General features: G+C 67.5%; 11 protein-coding genes. 7 read left to right on the top strand and 4 right to left on the bottom strand.

Annotated features, from left to right (window positions below; all coding sequences use genetic code 11):
* Window positions 1-74 precede the first annotated feature (74 nt).
* The 5 genes from alr (at window position 75) to OIU93_RS09915 (ending at window position 6,727) form a co-directional block, all read left to right on the top strand.
* Window positions 75-1,256 (top strand): alanine racemase, encoded by a 1,182-nt coding sequence (gene alr / locus OIU93_RS09895; RefSeq protein ID WP_264269904.1) that lies wholly within the window; start codon window positions 75-77, stop codon window positions 1,254-1,256.
* 166 nt (window positions 1,257-1,422) lie between these two features.
* Entirely contained in the window at window positions 1,423-2,817 is a 1,395-nt protein-coding gene (locus tag OIU93_RS09900; protein ID WP_264269905.1) for an aspartate aminotransferase family protein, read from the top strand.
* 24 nt (window positions 2,818-2,841) lie between these two features.
* Window positions 2,842-3,855 carry a phosphotransacetylase gene (locus OIU93_RS09905; RefSeq protein ID WP_264269906.1) on the top strand — a complete coding sequence of 338 codons (1,014 nt, stop codon included), beginning with the start codon at window positions 2,842-2,844 and terminating at the stop codon, window positions 3,853-3,855.
* Window positions 3,856-3,935: 80 nt separating this feature from the next.
* Window positions 3,936-5,492 carry an APC family permease gene (locus OIU93_RS09910; protein WP_264269907.1) on the top strand — a complete coding sequence of 519 codons (1,557 nt, stop codon included), beginning with the start codon at window positions 3,936-3,938 and terminating at the stop codon, window positions 5,490-5,492.
* 128 nt (window positions 5,493-5,620) lie between these two features.
* Complete coding sequence (locus OIU93_RS09915) at window positions 5,621-6,727, top strand: YeiH family protein (protein ID WP_372342903.1); 1,107 nt, start codon at window positions 5,621-5,623, stop codon at window positions 6,725-6,727.
* A gap of 127 nt (window positions 6,728-6,854) precedes the next feature.
* Here OIU93_RS09915 and OIU93_RS09920 read toward each other — a convergent pair whose 3' ends face one another.
* The 3 genes from OIU93_RS09920 to OIU93_RS09930 are packed head-to-tail and all read right to left on the bottom strand — an operon-like array spanning window position 6,855 to window position 10,421.
* Window positions 6,855-8,573 carry a cobalt chelatase gene (locus OIU93_RS09920; RefSeq protein WP_264269909.1) on the bottom strand — a complete coding sequence of 573 codons (1,719 nt, stop codon included), beginning with the start codon at window positions 8,571-8,573 and terminating at the stop codon, window positions 6,855-6,857.
* Between the two features lie 16 nt (window positions 8,574-8,589).
* Window positions 8,590-9,576 carry an AAA family ATPase gene (locus OIU93_RS09925; RefSeq protein WP_264269910.1) on the bottom strand — a complete coding sequence of 329 codons (987 nt, stop codon included), beginning with the start codon at window positions 9,574-9,576 and terminating at the stop codon, window positions 8,590-8,592.
* 5 nt (window positions 9,577-9,581) lie between these two features.
* Window positions 9,582-10,421 carry an IclR family transcriptional regulator gene (locus tag OIU93_RS09930; RefSeq protein WP_264269911.1) on the bottom strand — a complete coding sequence of 280 codons (840 nt, stop codon included), beginning with the start codon at window positions 10,419-10,421 and terminating at the stop codon, window positions 9,582-9,584.
* A 191-nt stretch (window positions 10,422-10,612) separates the two neighbouring features.
* Between OIU93_RS09930 and xsc the strand changes: the two genes are divergently transcribed.
* The gene (gene xsc, locus OIU93_RS09935) at window positions 10,613-12,418 is read left to right on the top strand and encodes a sulfoacetaldehyde acetyltransferase (RefSeq protein ID WP_264269912.1); all 1,806 of its coding nucleotides are present in this window, start codon (window positions 10,613-10,615) and stop codon (window positions 12,416-12,418) included.
* A 191-nt stretch (window positions 12,419-12,609) separates the two neighbouring features.
* Window positions 12,610-13,947, top strand: a complete 1,338-nt coding sequence (locus OIU93_RS09940) for an FAD-binding oxidoreductase (protein ID WP_264269913.1) — start codon at window positions 12,610-12,612, stop codon at window positions 13,945-13,947.
* Window positions 13,948-14,026: 79 nt separating this feature from the next.
* On the opposite strand, the gene OIU93_RS09945 is transcribed toward OIU93_RS09940, so the two are convergent.
* Window positions 14,027-16,495, bottom strand: coding sequence for a DEAD/DEAH box helicase (locus tag OIU93_RS09945; RefSeq protein ID WP_264269914.1), 2,469 nt, complete (start codon window positions 16,493-16,495; stop codon window positions 14,027-14,029).
* Window positions 16,496-16,509: the final 14 nt, after the last annotated feature.

Below are 16,509 nucleotides of genomic sequence, written 5' to 3' on the forward strand. Positions count from 1 at the left end.
TAGCGCGGGCATTTTGCCGCCCGCCGCCCCCTGCCCGCGCACCGGCGCACCCCACCAACGACAAGGACGTCGCAATGAATCCCTCCAGCACGCTCGAAAACAACCAGGCCCCCGGGCCGCAGACGGCCCTCGGCGCGGTGCCGCAGCGGGCAGCCTTCATCGAAACGGCGGCCATCACCGCCAACGTGCGGGCGCTGCGGAAGGTCGCCGCCGGCGTCCGGCTGCTGGCGGTGCTCAAGGCCGACGGCTACGGACACGGCATCGTGCCCGCCGCCCGCGCAGCCCTCGAAGGCGGAGCCGACTACCTGGGCACCGCCGTGCTCGAGGAGGCCTTCGCCGTGCGGGAAGCCGGGATCGACGCCCCGCTCTTCTCCTGGCTGGCGGCGCCCGGCGCACCCTACGCCCGGGCCATCGCCGAGGACATCGAACTTGCCGCGTATTCGGTGGGGCAATTGCGGGAGATCGCTGACGCCGGAATCGGGGCCGGCGGCGTTCCCCGGATCCACCTGAAGATCGACACCGGGATGTGGCGCGGCGGGGCAACGCCCGCCGACTGGCCGGCATTGTGCACGGCGGCCCGGGCGCTGGAAGCCGCCGGACGGATCCGGGTGGTGGGAGTCTGGTCCCACCTGGCCTGCGCCGATGAGCCGGGGCACCCTTCGGTGGCTGCGCAACTGCAGGTCTTCAGGCACGCCATCGACACGGCCAGGTCCCTGGGGCTGGACCCCGCGCTGTGCCACATCGCCAACTCCGCAGCGACCCTCGCCACCCCGGAGGCGCACTTCGACATGGTCCGCACCGGGATCGCCGTCTACGGGGTGAACCCGCTCCCCGAATCCGAACGCACCCACTGCCCCCGGCTGCGGCCGGCCATGTCCCTGGGCGCTGCCGTTGTGCAGACCAAGCGCGCCCCGGCCGGCGCCGGGATCTCCTACGGCCACACCGAATCCACGCAAGGGGAGACCACGCTGGCGGTCGTTCCGCTGGGCTACGCCGACGGCGTCTTCCGCAGCGCCAGCTCGGTGGGTCCCGTCCAGGTCGGTGGCGTGCGCTACCGCGTCCTGGGCCGGGTCTGCATGGACCAATTCGTCATCGACGTGGGCGACGACGACGTCTCGGCCGGGGACGCGGCGCTGCTCTTTGGCCCCGGGGATGCCGGGGAGCCGCACGTCGAGAAGTGGGCGGAGGCCTCCGGCACCATTCCGTACGAGATCCTGACCCGCGTGGGGACCAGCGTGCCGCGGATCTACGTGTAGCCCCAACCTCTGGTACCTAAAAAGGGAAGCCGATTTGGTTCTGGGAAAGGGCCCAGCATGGGGGCAGAGTGATACACACCACACGGCAACGTCGGGTGGCGCGGGGATCCCCGGGGCAAGGAAGCGCCCGCGGACCCGACAGGAAAACCTTGAATGGAGGGGTCTCGTGACCAACTCAGATATCCGCAATCGTGCTCAGCGGCATCTCTACCCGCACTTCACCACAGGCCAGGTGTGGAACGACCCGAACCTGCCCATCATCACCCGGGGCGAGGGAAGCTACCTTTTTGACGAGGACGGCAACAAGTTCCTCGACGGACTGGCAGGGCTCTTCTGCGCCAACATCGGCCACGGCCGCCAGGACATTCCCAAGGCCGCGTACGAGCAGATGTCGCGCTTGGCCTACTGGACCAACTGGGGCTCGGCCCACCCGGCGGCCGTGGATGCCGCCACGCTCATCGCCGGGCTGGCCCCGGGGGACCTCGACGTCGTCTTCTTCGTGAACTCCGGTTCCGAGGCCGTCGAGTCGGCCATCAAGTTTGCCCGGCAGTACCACCGCGGGCAGGGCGAACCCGAGCGCACCAAGATCATCGCCCGCAACATGGCCTACCACGGCACCACCCTTGGCGCCCTGGCCGTCACCGGGATCCCCGCCTACAAGGAGGCCTTCGGCACCCTGATGCCCGGCGTCTTCCACGTCCCGAACACCTTGGGAGAGGTCATCCCGGAAGGCGGATCCGCCGCGGACCTGCCCTCGATCCAGGCGATCCGCGAGGTCATCGCCCGCGAAGGCGCCCACACCATCGCCGCGCTCTTTGCCGAGCCGGTGCAGAACTCCCGCGGCGCACTGGTCCCGCCGGCCGGCTACTGGCAGGAACTGCGCTCCATCTGCGACGAGCACGGCATCCTGCTGGTCGCCGACGAGGTCATCACCGGCTTCGGCCGCCTCGGCGAATGGTTCGGCAGCATCAAGTACGACGTGGTCCCGGACCTGATCACCTTCGCCAAGGGCTCCACCTCCGGCTACGCGCCGCTGGGCGGGGTCATTATCCGCAAACCGCTGGCCGACGCCATGCTCTCCTCGCCATTGGCGGGCATCTTTACCCACGGCGCCACCTGGGGAGGCCACCCGGTCTCCACCGCGGTGGCGGTGGCCAACATGACCGCGCTCAAGGAAGAAGGCATCGTGGGCAACGTCCGGAGCCTGGAACCGTACTTCCAGAACGGACTGGACAAGATCGTCTCGGCGCACACCAGCATCAAGGAATACCGCGGGACCGGATTCTTCTACGCCATCGAGCTCACCGGCAACCGGGAAACCGGACGCGAGCTCACGGCCGAGGAATCCAAGGACCTGCTGACCAGGGTAATGCCCAAGGCCATGCGCGAGGTCAACCTGATCACCCGCCCGGACAACCGCGGCGCCACCATGCTGGTGCTCTCCCCGCCCCTGGTCGCCGACCAGGACGTGCTCGATGACTTGCTGGACAAGGTCCACCACGTGATGAGTGCCGCCGACAGCTACCTCAAGTCGCCGGCCGTCACCCTGGCCGCGGTCTAGCGGACAAGGGGAGGAAATCGTCCCATGGCCATCGCAACGGTGAGACCCGCGGGTGTCGACGAAAAAATCCTGGCCCGATTCCTGGCAGGCCCGGACCAAGGTTCCCGCGGACCGGTCATCCTTGCCGACGGGCACGATCCGCGGGCCATTGCCGCCGCCGGGGTGCTGGGCGAGATCGGCGTGGAGACCATCTTGGTGGGGGAGGGCGATTGCATCAAGGCGGTTGCGCTCGCCGAAGGGGTCACGTTCACCGATGCCACCACCGTCCTGTGCGTGGCCGAGCTGCGCGACAGTGCCGCCGGGACGCTCCTGGCGGGCAAGGTCGCGGACCTCGGCCCCGCCAGGACCGCCGGGTGGATGGATGACCCATTGTTCCTGGCGGTCGCGGCGGTTCCGGCGGGGCTGGCCTCGGCCGCCGTCGCCGGTGCCACCCGGCCCACCGCCGACGTGCTGCGAGCGGCACTGCGCGTGGTGGGCACGGACCCGGGCACCGGAAGCATCTCCTCCTCCTTCCTGATGCGGCTGGCCGACGGGCGCTATGTGGGATACGGCGACTGCGCCGTCATCCCGACGCCCGACGCCACCCAATTGGCGCACATCGCCCGCGCCACGGCACGGACTTTCGCCATCCTCACCGGCGAAGAACCGGCCGTCGCCATGCTCTCCTTTTCCACCGCCGGATCCGCGGAGCACGAAAGCATTTCCACGGTCCGCGCGGCAACCGCCCTGGCCCGGGCGGCCGAGCCAACACTGAGCATCGACGGGGAACTGCAATTCGACGCCGCATTGCTCGAATCGGTGGCCGCGTCCAAGGCCCCAAGCTCAACGGTGGCCGGACACGCAAATGTCTTCATCTTTCCCAACTTGGCGGCCGGAAACATCGGGTACAAGATCACCCAAAGGCTCGCCGGGGCACAGGCCTACGGGCCGATCCTGCAGGGGCTGGCCGCGCCGGTCAACGACCTCTCCCGCGGCGCAAGCGTCGCGGACATCGTCAACGTTTCACTCATCAGCATGTTGCAATCCCAGAAATCTTGATCCACTGGTCCCGCCCCTGCCTGGGCGGCCGGTCTTCGCAAGCGGTGGCATCGCCGCCACCACCCGAGAACGAGGTTAAAATGAAAGCCACAACAGACAAGACGGTGGTTACCCCCATGGCATCGGCATCGGCAGGTCCGGACAACGGTCAGCCCGAGCGCATGGAAAAAACACTCAAGGCCCACTGGGTCTGGGCCATTGCCCTGGGCTCCGCCGTGGGTTGGGGTGCGTTCATCCTCCCCACCGACTGGCTGGCCATGGGAGGACCGCTCGGAGCGGTCTCCGGCTTCCTGATCGGTGGCGCACTGATGGTGCTCATTGCCGTCAGCTACGGGTTCCTGATCAAGTCATTTCCCGTCTCCGGCGGCGAACTGGCCTTTGCCCTGGTTGGCTTCGGGCGGACCCACGCCTTCTTCTGCGGCTGGTTCCTGACCCTTGGCTACACCTGCATCGTGGCCCTTAACGCCTCGGCGCTGGCCCTGCTCTTCCGCAAGCTCATGCCGGACGTGGTCCAACAGGGATACCTATACACCGTGGCAGGTTTCGACGTGTACATCGTCGAGGTGCTCATCTCCATGACCGCCCTGGCGGTTTTCGCCTACCTCAACATCCGCGGCACCGCCCTCTCCGGCCGCATCCAGTTCATCGCCTGCGTCATCATGCTCGTAGCCGTGGCCTGCATCCTGGTGGCGGTCATCGCCAGCCCGCAGGTCCTCTTCTCCAACGCGCTTCCGGCCTTTCCGGAGGGCGTGAACCCGGTCGCGGCGATCGCCGCCATTGTTGCCATCGCCCCCTGGGCCTTCATCGGTTTCGACAACGTGCCGCAGGCGGCAGAGGAATTCGACTTCCCGCCGGCCAAGGCCATGAAGCTGATCGTGCTGGCACTGCTGGCCGCAGCCCTGCTCTACGCGGCCATGATCGCCGCCGTCGCCATGGCCGCCCCGTGGGAGGCCCTCGTGGCCGGCGACTCGGCCTGGGGAACCGCGGACGCATTGACCGGAGTGCTGGGCGGATCCGGCCTGCTGCTGCTGACCATCGGCATCACCATGGGCGTGAGCACCGGCCTGAACGGCTTCTACGTCTCGGCCAGCCGCATCCTGCTGGGCATGGGCCGGGCGCAGATGGTCCCGAAGATGTTCGCCCGCTTGCACCCCAAGTACAAGACCCCATACGTCGGCGTCATCTTCGTCGGGTCCGTCTGCCTGATCAGCCCGTGGTTCGGCCGCGCGGCATTGACCTGGGTCGTGGACATGTCCGCGGTGGGCGTGACGGTGGCCTACCTCTACACCTGCCTGTGCGCGTTCAAGATCTTCCGCCCGACCAACTCCATCGAGCGCCCCGGAGACCTCGAGGGCACCCGCTCCACCTCCAAGAAGGTGCTCAGCGCGCTGGGTGCCGTGACGGCCCTCGTCTTCATGGGGCTGCTGCTGGTCCCGGGTTCCCCGGGCGTGCTGGGCAAGGAATCCATGACGGCGCTGGTCGTCTGGACCTTGCTGGGCGTCGTATTCTTCCTGATGCGCCGCAGGCACAACAAGACCCTCACCGACGAACAGGTCGACATCCTGGTGCTGGGTGCCCCGCGCCCGGAAGGCACCAAACTGAAGTCCGGCACCCCGGCCGTGACGCCCGGAGCCTGATTAGCGGGCAGAATTGTCAACGTACCCACCACATTGATCGTGGTGCGTCCGCAGCCCCCGACGGGAGAATACTCCCGGGTGCGTGCGGCCGCACCACGGCAATGTCATTCTTCGAAGGAGCCACCTTCATGGTGCACCAAACACATGAGCCGGCAGTGCAGCCTCCGGCCGGGAGCAGCGCGCAGAGGCCCGTCGCTCCCGTGAGACCTACCCGGCGGGCCCGCGCGCGCGCCTGGGTCGCCGGGCATTGGGCCGGGCTGGCGGTCTGCGCCGTGGTGGTCCCGCTGTCCTTCCTGGTCCACCTGCTCGTCCCCTCGATCCCGGTCATGACCACGGCCGTGGTGCTGGGCATCCTGTCCGCGAACCTCCCGGGGACGGGCCGGTTGGTGGAAGGGCCCTGGCAGAGGGGGCTGGGCTTCGCGGGGAAGAAACTCATGCGGGTCGGCATTGTGCTGCTGGGCCTGAAACTGAGCATCGTCGATGTGCTTGAGCTGGGTTGGGCGACCTTCGGGGTGGTGGTGCTGGTCGTGTTGCTGGCCTTCGGCGGCACCTACCTGCTGGGCAAGGCGTTCCGCTTGCCGGGAGACCAGCCGCTGTTGATCGCCACCGGCTTCTCCATCTGCGGTGCCTCCGCCATCGGTGCGATGAGCGCGGTGCGCAGGTCAAGGGACCAGGACACCGTGATCCCCGTGGCGCTGGTAACTCTGTGCGGCACCCTGGCCATTGCCGTGCTGCCGCTGCTGATGCGTCCGCTGGGGCTGGGCCCGGAGGCCTTCGGCCAGTGGGTCGGCGCCTCGGTCCACGACGTCGGCCAGGTCGTTGCCACCGCGCAGACCGCCGGGGCCTCCGCGCTGGCCATTGCCATCGTCATCAAGCTCACCCGCGTGCTGACCCTGGCCCCGATGGTAGCCGCAGCCGGCATCATCAGCCGGCGCAACGGCCGGGCTGGTGACGGTGAAAAAGGCCTGAAGCTTCCGCCGATTGTTCCGGGATTCATCATTGGATTCGTGGTGCTGGTGGCGGTGCGCTCGATCTTCAACGTACCCACCGAGGTCCTGGAGGCCGTGACGATCGTGCAGGACGTGGTGTTGGCCGCCGCGCTCTTCGGACTGGGTTCGGCCGTGCGGATCCGCCAGCTTTTTGCCTCGAAGGGGGCCTCGATCCTGATGGCCATGTGTTCCTGGGCATTGATTGCCGGACTTGGCTACGCGGGGGTGCTCCTGCTGCAGATGTAGTACTACGGCGGGAGACAGTGACCGCCACAAGTCGTGAGGGGAACGGAGCGTGGCCGAAAGAATCTTTCGGCCACGCTCCGTTCCCTTTTTCGCGCTATCTCTTTGCTCGGAGTGGTACGCCTCCCGTTCAACGCACTGAACGCAACGAGCGCTCCAACAGGCCCAACAGGTCGCGCACGGTTTCCGAACCGCCCAGCCGGCCCGCTTCCAGGATGGCGTTGCGCCTGAAATGCGGACTCATGTCCAGTCCCAGGCCAAGCCCCAGAATCGTGGTGCCGCCGGCCGCCTCGGCCTCGCGCAGCACATTGGCGAGGTCGTGCTGCAGGTAGTTCTCGTCGTTGGCGTTTGCCGTGGCGCCGTCCGCGGGGCTGCCGTCGGAGAGCACCACCAGGATCTTGCGTTCCTCGTCCCGCTGCCCGAGCCGGCCCAAGGCCCAGCGAACGGCCTCCCCGTCGATTCCCTCGCGGTAGAGCGTCGACTTGAGCATCGCTGCAAGCCCCACGCGCCCGGTGCGCCACGAGGTCGCCGCATCCTTGAAAATCACGTGGCTCAGTTCGTTCAGCCGCCCCGGATTCGGCGGGGTGCCTGCGCGGCGCCAGTCCTTCAGCGCCCGGCCGCCGTTCCAAGTGCCGGTGGTGTAGCCCAGCACCTCGCAGGGCACCTGGATGCGTTCCAGTGCCCGAGCCAGCACGTCAAGGAATGCCGCGAGTCCTTCCGCATGCTCCTTCATGGAGCCGGAACAGTCCACCAGGAATGTGAGGGTCGCGGCCGCGGAAGGTTCGAAGCGCTCGGTCTTGAACAGCCGGCGTTCGGTGGGCGAGGCCACCAATTGGCCCAGCCGGGTTCCGTCGAGCAGGCCCTCCTCCATGCCCGAATCGTAGTCCGAGCGCTCGGGAACGCAGAGCAGCGACTGCAGGGACTTGGCCAGTAGCTGCACGTTCACCGCCTCGGTGTGCACCCGGGCGGCGATGCGCTCGCGGTAGCTGCGAAGCAGGTCCTCGCGCACCAGCGTGGTGGCCGGGGAGATCTTGTCGTAGGCGCGGGTAAACACGGTGTATCCCTCGGGCGAGGAATCAAGGGCGCCGCTGGTTGCGCTGCCGGATGTCCCGATGGCGGCTGCATCGTGTTCGACATCCACCAGCAGGGAAAACTCCGGTGCCTTGGCTTGTTTGTCCTTGGCACCCTTGCGGGCTGGTGCCCGGGATTCCAGGGCGCTGACGGCCTCCGCGACGAGTTCGGCGACCAGCAGCGCATGCTGGGCGAACTCGGTCTGGTTGTGCTTGTGCCGGCGTAGGCCCGGGAGCAACGGGCCGAGCGTCGAGGACAGGTTCGCTCGGGTCGCCTCGATCATGTCCTCGGATTCATGGACCACCGGCTCCGAGTTGATCCGCGAGCGGGTCACCTGGAAGATAGTGTAGAGCAGCATGCCCAGGGACGTTTCGGTCAGCCCCGAGGCGATGTATTCCTTGGACCATGCGACGTGCCGGGCCCGGAGATTCTCGATGACCCCGGGCAGGGTCGCCAGGGATTCGCAACGGAATTGCTCAAGCACCTCAAAGACCAGCCTGGCGCTGGGGGAACGCGGGAGCAGGGCCAGGTGCGCGGCGGTGTCGGAATGCAGCACGCGCAGGGCCATCCCATCGGCGGCACCGCGAAACGACTCGAAGCCGGCCCCTGCCGCCGGCGGATAGAGGTGCGGGGCATTGAACGGGAGCACGTCGGTGCCGCGGTAGGGGCGGGTACCGAGCAGTTCGAGCCGCGGATCGGCGCCGAGAGCGCGCAGGGACGCGGCGCACAGTTCCCTGATTTCCTGGGCGCGGCGCTCGGGGGCCTGGGCTGCACTCATGGCGCGCCGGGCTGCCCTAGGCCCCGACGGGAACGAGTGCGTAGGACTCGTCGAGTTCGGTGGCCATGGCACGCTGGTAGTACTCGGACACGATGAAGCGCTCGGCCTCGTCGCATTTGTTGACGAAGGAGAGCCTGAAGGCCAGTGCCGGATCGCGGAAGATGGAAACGTTCTGGGCCCAGGTGATCACCGTGCGTGGTGACATCAAGGTGGAGATGTCCCCGGCGGCGAAGCCGTCGCGGGTGAGGTGCGCAACGTCCACCATGGACCGAACCAGCTCCAGTCCGGCAGGGGTTCGGGCTAGCTCGGGAACACGGGAGGCAACGATCCGGACCTCTTCGTCCACCGGAAGGTAGTCGAGGGCGGCAACGATGTTCCACCGGTCCAGCTGGGCGTGGTTCAGCCGCTGCACCCCGTGGTAGAGGCCGTTGAGGTTTCCGAGTCCAACGGTGTTCGCCGTGGCAAAGAGCCGAAAGTGCGGGTGGGGGCGGATCACGCGGTTCTGGTCGGGTAGCGTGAATCCGCCGTCGCGTTCCAGCAGCCGCTGGATCACGAACATGACATCGGGCCGCCCCGCATCGTATTCGTCGAAGACCAGGGCCATGGGCTGGACCATGGCCCAGGGAACCACGCCTTCCTGGAACTTGGTGGCCGGCTGGCCGTCCTGGATCACCACGGTGTCCTTGCCGACCAGGTCGAGCCGGCTGATGTGCCCATCGAGGTTCACCCTCATGAGGGGCCAATTCAACCGCGCCGCAACCTGCTCGATGTGCGTGGATTTTCCCGTGCCGTGCAATCCCTGGATCATGACCCGGCTGTTGTGGGTGAATCCGGCGAGGACGGCCAAGGTGACATCCGGGTTGAACCTGTAGGCGGGGTCGAGGGCCGGGACGTGGTCCGAGGTTTCGGTGAACTTGGGGACCCGCAGGTCGCTGTCGATGCCGAAGGTCTCGCGGACGGAGACCAATTCCTGCTGCGCCAGGGGGGTGGCTTCCGGGTTCATTTCCCTCACCATCCCGCCGCGAGGGGTTCGGACTCCGGGGAACCCAGGTCCGCGTGGTCTTCGATGCGCGAGATGCTCTCGGCCGCTCGGCGAAGTGCGGGCAGCAACTTGAGCAGGTCCTCCGAGCTCTTGCGCATCATGGGCGCCTGCACCGCGATGCAGAGGTTCGAGCGCCCGGCCGGGTTGGGAACCAGCACCGCCAGGCAAACCAGACCGTCCAGGTATTCCTGGCGGTCCTCGGCGTATCCGTCGATCCGGATCCGGGCCAGCTCGGCCTCGATTTCCGCCTTGTCGGTGAGCGTGTGGACCGTGAAGCGTTGCAGGGGTCCCGTGGCCAGGACGCGTTCGCGCTGGGTGGGGCCGAACTGGGCAAGGATCAGCTTTCCGCTGGCCGAGCAATGCACCGGCACCCGGGATCCTGGGCCCAGGTGCACGCGCAAGGGCTCGTTGGTTTCTACGCGGTCGAGGTAGATGACCTCGTTTCCGGACAGGGCGGTGATGTTGCAGCTCTCGCCGATTTCATCGACCAGGCCCCGCAGGATGGCGTGCCGCGTGCCGTGCCGGGTGTCATTGAGCAGCACGTCCTCGGCCATGCGGCGCATGCGCGATCCGGTGCCGTAATGCCTGCCGTCGGACTGCCGGGTAAGCAGGTTGGCGCCTTCGAGTTGTTGCAGCATGCGGTGCAGAGTGGGCTTCGGAAGTCCCGTTTGGTCCACCAAGGACTGCAAGGTGAAGAGCTGGTCGCGTGTGGTGATCAACTCCAGCAGCGCGAACAGGCGCAGGGCCGGTGTTTCCCCCTGGACAGCGCCCGCGGGCCCGAGATCCGGTTCCGTGAGATTTTCCATGATCGATCCAATCTGCCGATGAGCGAAGTTTCAATAAATCGTATCAGGACGAAGAATAAATGGAATAGGGACTTGACTGATGTGACGTGAGTCGCATAGCTTTGTCATCAATCCCGTTTTTGGGAGCAGTTCGAATCATTTTTTGAGACTTTTCGCGATTGCGAGGTCTTGATCCCCGAAGGAGACTTGTAATGACTGAAAAGGCCACATCCCGCGAGGTCGTCAAGGGCGCGCAGAAGATGACGTCGTCGGAAGCCTTCGTTGAGACGCTGGTGTCCAACGACGTCACCGACATCTTCGGCATCATGGGCTCCGCCTTCATGGACGCCATGGATATCTTCGCCCCGGCAGGCATCCGCTTGGTGCCCGTCGTGCACGAACAGGGCGCCGCCCACATGGCCGACGGCTACGCACGCGCTTCCGGCCGCCACGGCGTGGTCATCGGGCAGAACGGCCCGGGCATCTCCAACTGCGTCACCGGCATCGCCGCCGCCTACTGGGCACACAGCCCGGTCGTCATCATCACCCCGGAAGCCGGAACCAACACCATCGGCCTGGGCGGCTTCCAGGAGGCCAACCAGCTCCCGATGTTCCAGGAATTCACCAAGTACCAGGGCCACGTGACGCACCCGAACCGCATGGCCGAATTCACCGCCCGCTGCTTCGACCGCGCGATGAGCGAAAACGGTCCGACGCAGCTGAACATCCCGCGCGACTACTTCTACGGCGAATCCATCACCGAGATCCCCGCCCCGCGCCGCGTTGACCGCGGTGCAGGTGGCACCAAGTCCCTCGACGAGGCCATCGAGTTGCTCAAGACCGCCAAGAACCCTGTCATCGTTTCCGGCGGCGGCGTGGTCATGGCAGACGGTGTCGAGGAAGCCAAGGCCCTGGCCGAGCGGCTCGGTGCACCGGTGGTCAACAGCTACCAGCACAATGACTCCTTCCCGGCCAGCCATCCGCTGTGGGCCGGCCCGCTGGGTTACCAGGGATCCAAGGCCGGCATGAAGCTGATTTCCCAGGCGGACGTCGTGATCGCGCTGGGCACCCGGCTCGGCCCGTTCGGCACCCTGCCGCAGTACGGCCAGGCCTACTGGCCCACCGAGGCCAAGATCATCCAGATCGATGCGGACCACACCAAGCTCGGTCTGGTGAAGAAGATCGCAGTGGGAATCACCGGAGATGCCAAGGCGGTTGCCATTGAGCTCTCCAAGCGCCTCGAGGGCATCGAACTGGCATCGGATGCGAACAAGGCCGAACGCGCAGCGAACATCAAGGCCGAAAAGGAAGCCTGGGAGCAGGAGCTTTCCGAGTGGACCCACGAGCAGGACGAGTACTCGCTCGACGTGATCGCCGAGGCCAAGGGCGAGGAGGGCAACTGGCTGCACCCGCGCCAGGTGCTGCGCGAACTGGAAAAGGCCATGCCGGAAGACGTCATGATCTCCACCGACATCGGAAACATCAACTCCGTGGCGCACAGCTACCTGCGCTTCGAGAAGCCGCGCAGCTTCTTCGCACCCATGTCCTTCGGCAACTGCGGCTACGCACTGCCGACCATGATCGGTGCCAAGGCCGCGGCCCCGCACCGCCCGGCCATCGCCTACGCTGGTGACGGCGCCTGGGCCATGAGCATGGGCGAGGTCCTCACCGCGGTCCGCCATGATCTCCCGGTCACCGCGATCGTCTTCCGCAATCGCCAGTGGGGCGCGGAGAAGAAGAACCAGGTCGAGTTCTACAACCGCCGCTTCATCGCCGGCGAGCTGGACAACGGCGAATCCTTCGCCGAGATGGCCCGCAGCATGGGCGCCGAGGGCATCGTCGTGGACAAGCTGGAAAATGTCGGGTCGGCACTCAAGGAAGCCCTGAACAACCAGATGGTCGACGGCAAGACCACCGTTATCGAGATCATGTGCACCCGCGAACTGGGCGACCCGTTCCGCCGCGACGCGCTCTCCACCCCGGTGCGCCACCTGGAGAAGTACAAGGACTACGTCTAAACCGCAGTTCCATCCGCACGACCCCCGTGGCCGGGGGAAGTGCGCCGGGGGGTGGGCACACCCTCCGGCGCACTTCCGGCCACCCCCAGACATTGAACCCAGACATTGAACATCGGCAATTCGGCCGGGCACCGCCCGCGGACAGCGACGTCCGCCGACGGTGAGTGGCCAGCAAGAGAGTGGAGCGTGAAATGAGCACAACGAGTCCGGAACACGTGGTCGTCATCGGTGCGGGCATGGTCGGCCTGTCCACCGCCTGGTACCTGCAGGAACGCGGCGTCAAGGTCACCATCCTGGACCGGGACGGCGTGGCCGCGGGTTCCTCCTGGGGCAACGCCGGGTGGCTCACCCCGGCACTGACCCTGCCGCTGAGCGAACCCTCGGTGCTCACCTACGGTCTGAAGACCATGTTCGACCCGGCCTCCCCGCTCTACATCCCGCTCTCCGCCAAGCCTTCGCTGATCCGCTTCCTGCTGGGCTTTGCCCGGCATTGCACCCCGGGCAAGTGGCGCGAGGCCATGGCCGTCTTCAGCGAGATCGGCGCCACCGGGCTGGATGCCTTCGACGAGATCTCGGAGGGAAGCGCCGTCAGCAGGATCGGGCAGGCGGGCTCCGTCAACGGGTCCGGCACCCGCGGCAACGACGGGGGCACCGCGACGCTGGGGACCGGCGTGGTGGAACCCACCCGCCCGGCCGAGCCCTTCCTGACCGGATTCAAGAACCTCAAGGACCGCGACGGGCTGCTCCACGAATTCGAGGGCATCCGCGCCGCCGGCGGCGAGGTCGAATTCGACCTGATGAGTGCGGCGGAAATCCGTGACATCGAACCCACCCTGGGGGACGGTGTCCAGGCGGGTGTCGCGATCCACCACCAGCGCTTCATCAACCCGCCCAAGTTCATGGACTCGCTGGCCGATTCGGTCGTTGCCCGCGGCGGGGAGATCGTCACGGACTTCGAGGTCGCCGACGTGATTGAACACGCCCACGGCGTTGAGGTCGTCGACGCGCACGGGCGCACCCAGGGCGCCGACGCCGTGGTCATCGCCACCGGCGCCTGGCTGGGCAAGCTCGCGCGGAAGTTCGGCGTCAAGCGCGTGGTCCAGGCCGGGCGCGGCTACTCCTTCACCGTGGTCCCCGAGGTCATGCCGACGCACCCGATCTACTTCCCCGCCCAGCGTGTGGCCTGCACCCCGCTGGGGGACAGGTTCCGGGTGGCCGGGACCATGGAGTTCCGCGACGCCGACCACCCGCTGGAGCCCAAGCGCATCGAGGCCATCGTCGCCGCGGCCTCCCCGCTGTTCACCGGCATCAACTGGGAGGACCGCCAGGAGGAATGGGTCGGATCCCGTCCCTGCACCACCGACGGGCTGCCGCTGATCGGGGCCACCCGATCCTCGCGCGTGCATGTCGCCGGCGGCCACGGCATGTGGGGAGTGGCCCTGGGGCCGCTGACCGGCAAGATGCTTGCCGCCTCGATCACCGGGGAATCGACCCCGGCCATCATGCGGCACTTCAACCCGTTGCGCTAGGTCGCCGGCCCGGCGCAACAACAGCGGTGGCGTGGCCTCCCAACCCTTGGTGACGGGGACGGGCGGCCACGCCATCCACCTATTGAACGCGGGTGTCGGGGCCGGGCGCGGGGGAGAAGCCCAGGTCCCGGTACCCGCCGGCGCGCTTGTCGTAGGCGCGGGCGATCACCGGGGTGAGCACATCGACGTAGTCGTGCACCACGGCGGTGGCCTTGCCCGGGTGTGGCCGGGTGACCCGGCCGGCGTACTGGACGAGCCGTCCCTTGAAGGAAACGGGTGCGGCCAGGAAGAGCGTGTCCAGGCGCGGGCAATCGAAGCCCTCGCCGATCAGCGACCCGGTGCCCAGGACCAGCAGCGCTTCGTCCTCGGGGGTGGAGTTGATCCGCTCCATTGCGGCCCGCCGCTCGGAGGTCTTCAGCGATCCCGTGAGCTCGATCGGGTCGAGCCCGGCGCCGCGCAACTCCTCGGCGATCAGCTGCAGATGCCGCTTCCAGGTCGAGAGCACCAGGATTTGCCGGCCCTGTCCGTGCGCCTCGATGACGTCGCCGGCGACCTGGGCCAGGCGGTTCCGGTCCTCGATGAGGATCTTGTAGATCCGCGTGATCCCGCCCGGCTCGCTCGGGTCGATGTCCCCGGCGTAGTCGAACGCCGTGTCGTGGAGGCGCAGCTGCAGGGCAGGAGCGGGGAACTCGGCGGCGCTTTGCGGCAGTTCGCCGTGGCGGGCCGTGGCGAACTCGTGGGTGAAGGTGCCCAGCTGGTGGAAGATCAGCTCCTCCAACCCGTCGCGTCGGTACGGGGTGGCGGTGAGCCCGAGCCAGGAACGGGCCGGGACCTGGTTCATGACCTGGCTGAAGGCGGCCGCAGGCACGTGGTGGCATTCATCGACCACCACGAACCCGTACCCGGCGGTCAGCTCGGCAACGTTCTTGCGCCGGGCCAGGGTGGGCAGCAGCGCCACGTCGATGCGGCCGGTGGTCTTGGACTTCCCGCCGCCGATCTGGCCGGATTTCTCGCCCAGGAAGGTGAGAATCTCGCCGCGCCATTGGTCCGCCAGCGCCTTGCGGTCCACCAGCACCAGCGTGGAGACGGACTTGGCCGCGATCAGCGCACAGGCCATGACGGTCTTGCCGCTGCCCGGCGCGGCGACCAGCACCGCGTGGGTGCGGGCCGCCAGCGCATTGAACGCCCGCTGCTGCTCGGGATGCAACGTCGCGGTGAAGGCGAAGTCGGCCGCTTCCCCTGCGACCCGGTGGTCGGTGAGCCTGAGCTTGCTGCCGGCGGTTTGAACGAGTTCCTCCAGCCGGGGCAGCAGCCCGCGGGGCAGGATAAGGTCGCCCTCGAGGGTTTCGTCGTAGCTGGTGAGGAAGCGCGGAATGCCCCAGGTGGAGCGCCGCTGGCGCTGCCGCTCGTAGAAGTCGGGGTTGGGCAGGGCCGCGGCGTGCTTCAGCGCGGTGACCATGGCCGGGCCCAGGTCCGTGGCGCGCAGGGTGATGCGTGCAGCGATCGAGGCATTGACGATCGGGGCGGGTCGCGGGGAGATCTTGGAGGAGGCGGGGACCTCCAGGCGGGTCTTGCGCCCGGTGACCGGTGCCGGCAGCAACCGCAGCAGCGATTTCAGTTCCCCGGGGCTCACCCGCCCGAGGCCCGAGAGGTACGCCCATTGGTCCTCGTAGGGCTCCAGGGTCGAAGTGTCCAGAAAGAGCGTGGTGCCGTGCTTGCGGCGCCTGCCGGACAGCGGTGCGGCGATCAGGTTGCCCATGCCCTTGCCGGTGTGCCGGTCCTGGGAGGGGAAAAGCCGATCGTAGCTGCGCAGCGACATCGAACCCCTGATGCCCATGGCCTCGTGCAGCAGCGAGCTGGCCAGGGAGCGCGCGGACTCGGCAGAGACCTCCTGCGCGAAGAAAATCCACACGTGCGCCCCGCGCCCGGACTGGGAGACCTCCAGGGCGGCGGGGATGCCGCGGTAGCGCGCGGCCTTGAGGTAGGCCAGCGCATCGAGCATCGCGGCGTCCCCATCGAAGTCCGCGGCCACAAAGTAGCAGCTGTCCCGCGCCGTCAACGGGTAGAGCCCGATGTGCTGGGTGCCCCGCAGGTGGGCCTCGACCTCGGCCGGGGTGAGCCTGGTGTAGTTCGTATTGTCCCGGTCCATCCATTTGCGCCAGCCCCCGGGAACCGCCGGCACCCAGCCGGACTTTCCCTCCGCCGCGTTTTCCCAGCGCAGCGCAAAGACATCGGTGCGGGCGCGAAACAGGTCCATGTAGAGCCGGATCTTCTCGGCCTCCGGGGAGCTGGCGGTCACCGGGCCCGAGGGGCGCAGCGCGAGCTCGGCCTGGGAGGGTGCCGCGGCCCGTGCCTCGGCAGTGCCCAGGGACAAGAGCTTGCGCAGCCGCACGTTGTCGATGCGCAGCGCCTCAAGCTCGCGTTGGACGGAGCCGGTGTTGGCAGGGGCATCGGCGGGGGCGCGGGTGTCTGCCGGTGCCGGAGGCCGGGTCGATGCCCCATCAAGCGGCAGCTGGGGTTGGTCCGGATCGTGGTGGGTGGGACTCACACCACCATTGTGCC

Source organism: Paeniglutamicibacter sp. ZC-3, from assembly GCF_025847175.2.
Taxonomy (GTDB): Bacteria; Actinomycetota; Actinomycetes; order Actinomycetales; family Micrococcaceae; genus Paeniglutamicibacter; species Paeniglutamicibacter sulfureus.

Coding starts and splice junctions, on each gene's coding strand:
- alr (WP_264269904.1), top strand. CDS start 75: ATGAATCCCTCCAGCACGCTCGAAAACAACCAGGCCCCCGGGCCGCAG.
- OIU93_RS09905 (WP_264269906.1), top strand. CDS start 2,842: ATGGCCATCGCAACGGTGAGACCCGCGGGTGTCGACGAAAAAATCCTG.
- OIU93_RS09910 (WP_264269907.1), top strand. CDS start 3,936: ATGAAAGCCACAACAGACAAGACGGTGGTTACCCCCATGGCATCGGCA.
- OIU93_RS09915 (WP_372342903.1), top strand. CDS start 5,621: ATGGTGCACCAAACACATGAGCCGGCAGTGCAGCCTCCGGCCGGGAGC.
- OIU93_RS09920 (WP_264269909.1), bottom strand. CDS start 8,573: ATGAGTGCAGCCCAGGCCCCCGAGCGCCGCGCCCAGGAAATCAGGGAA.
- OIU93_RS09925 (WP_264269910.1), bottom strand. CDS start 9,576: ATGAACCCGGAAGCCACCCCCCTGGCGCAGCAGGAATTGGTCTCCGTC.
- OIU93_RS09930 (WP_264269911.1), bottom strand. CDS start 10,421: ATGGAAAATCTCACGGAACCGGATCTCGGGCCCGCGGGCGCTGTCCAG.
- xsc (WP_264269912.1), top strand. CDS start 10,613: ATGACTGAAAAGGCCACATCCCGCGAGGTCGTCAAGGGCGCGCAGAAG.
- OIU93_RS09940 (WP_264269913.1), top strand. CDS start 12,610: ATGAGCACAACGAGTCCGGAACACGTGGTCGTCATCGGTGCGGGCATG.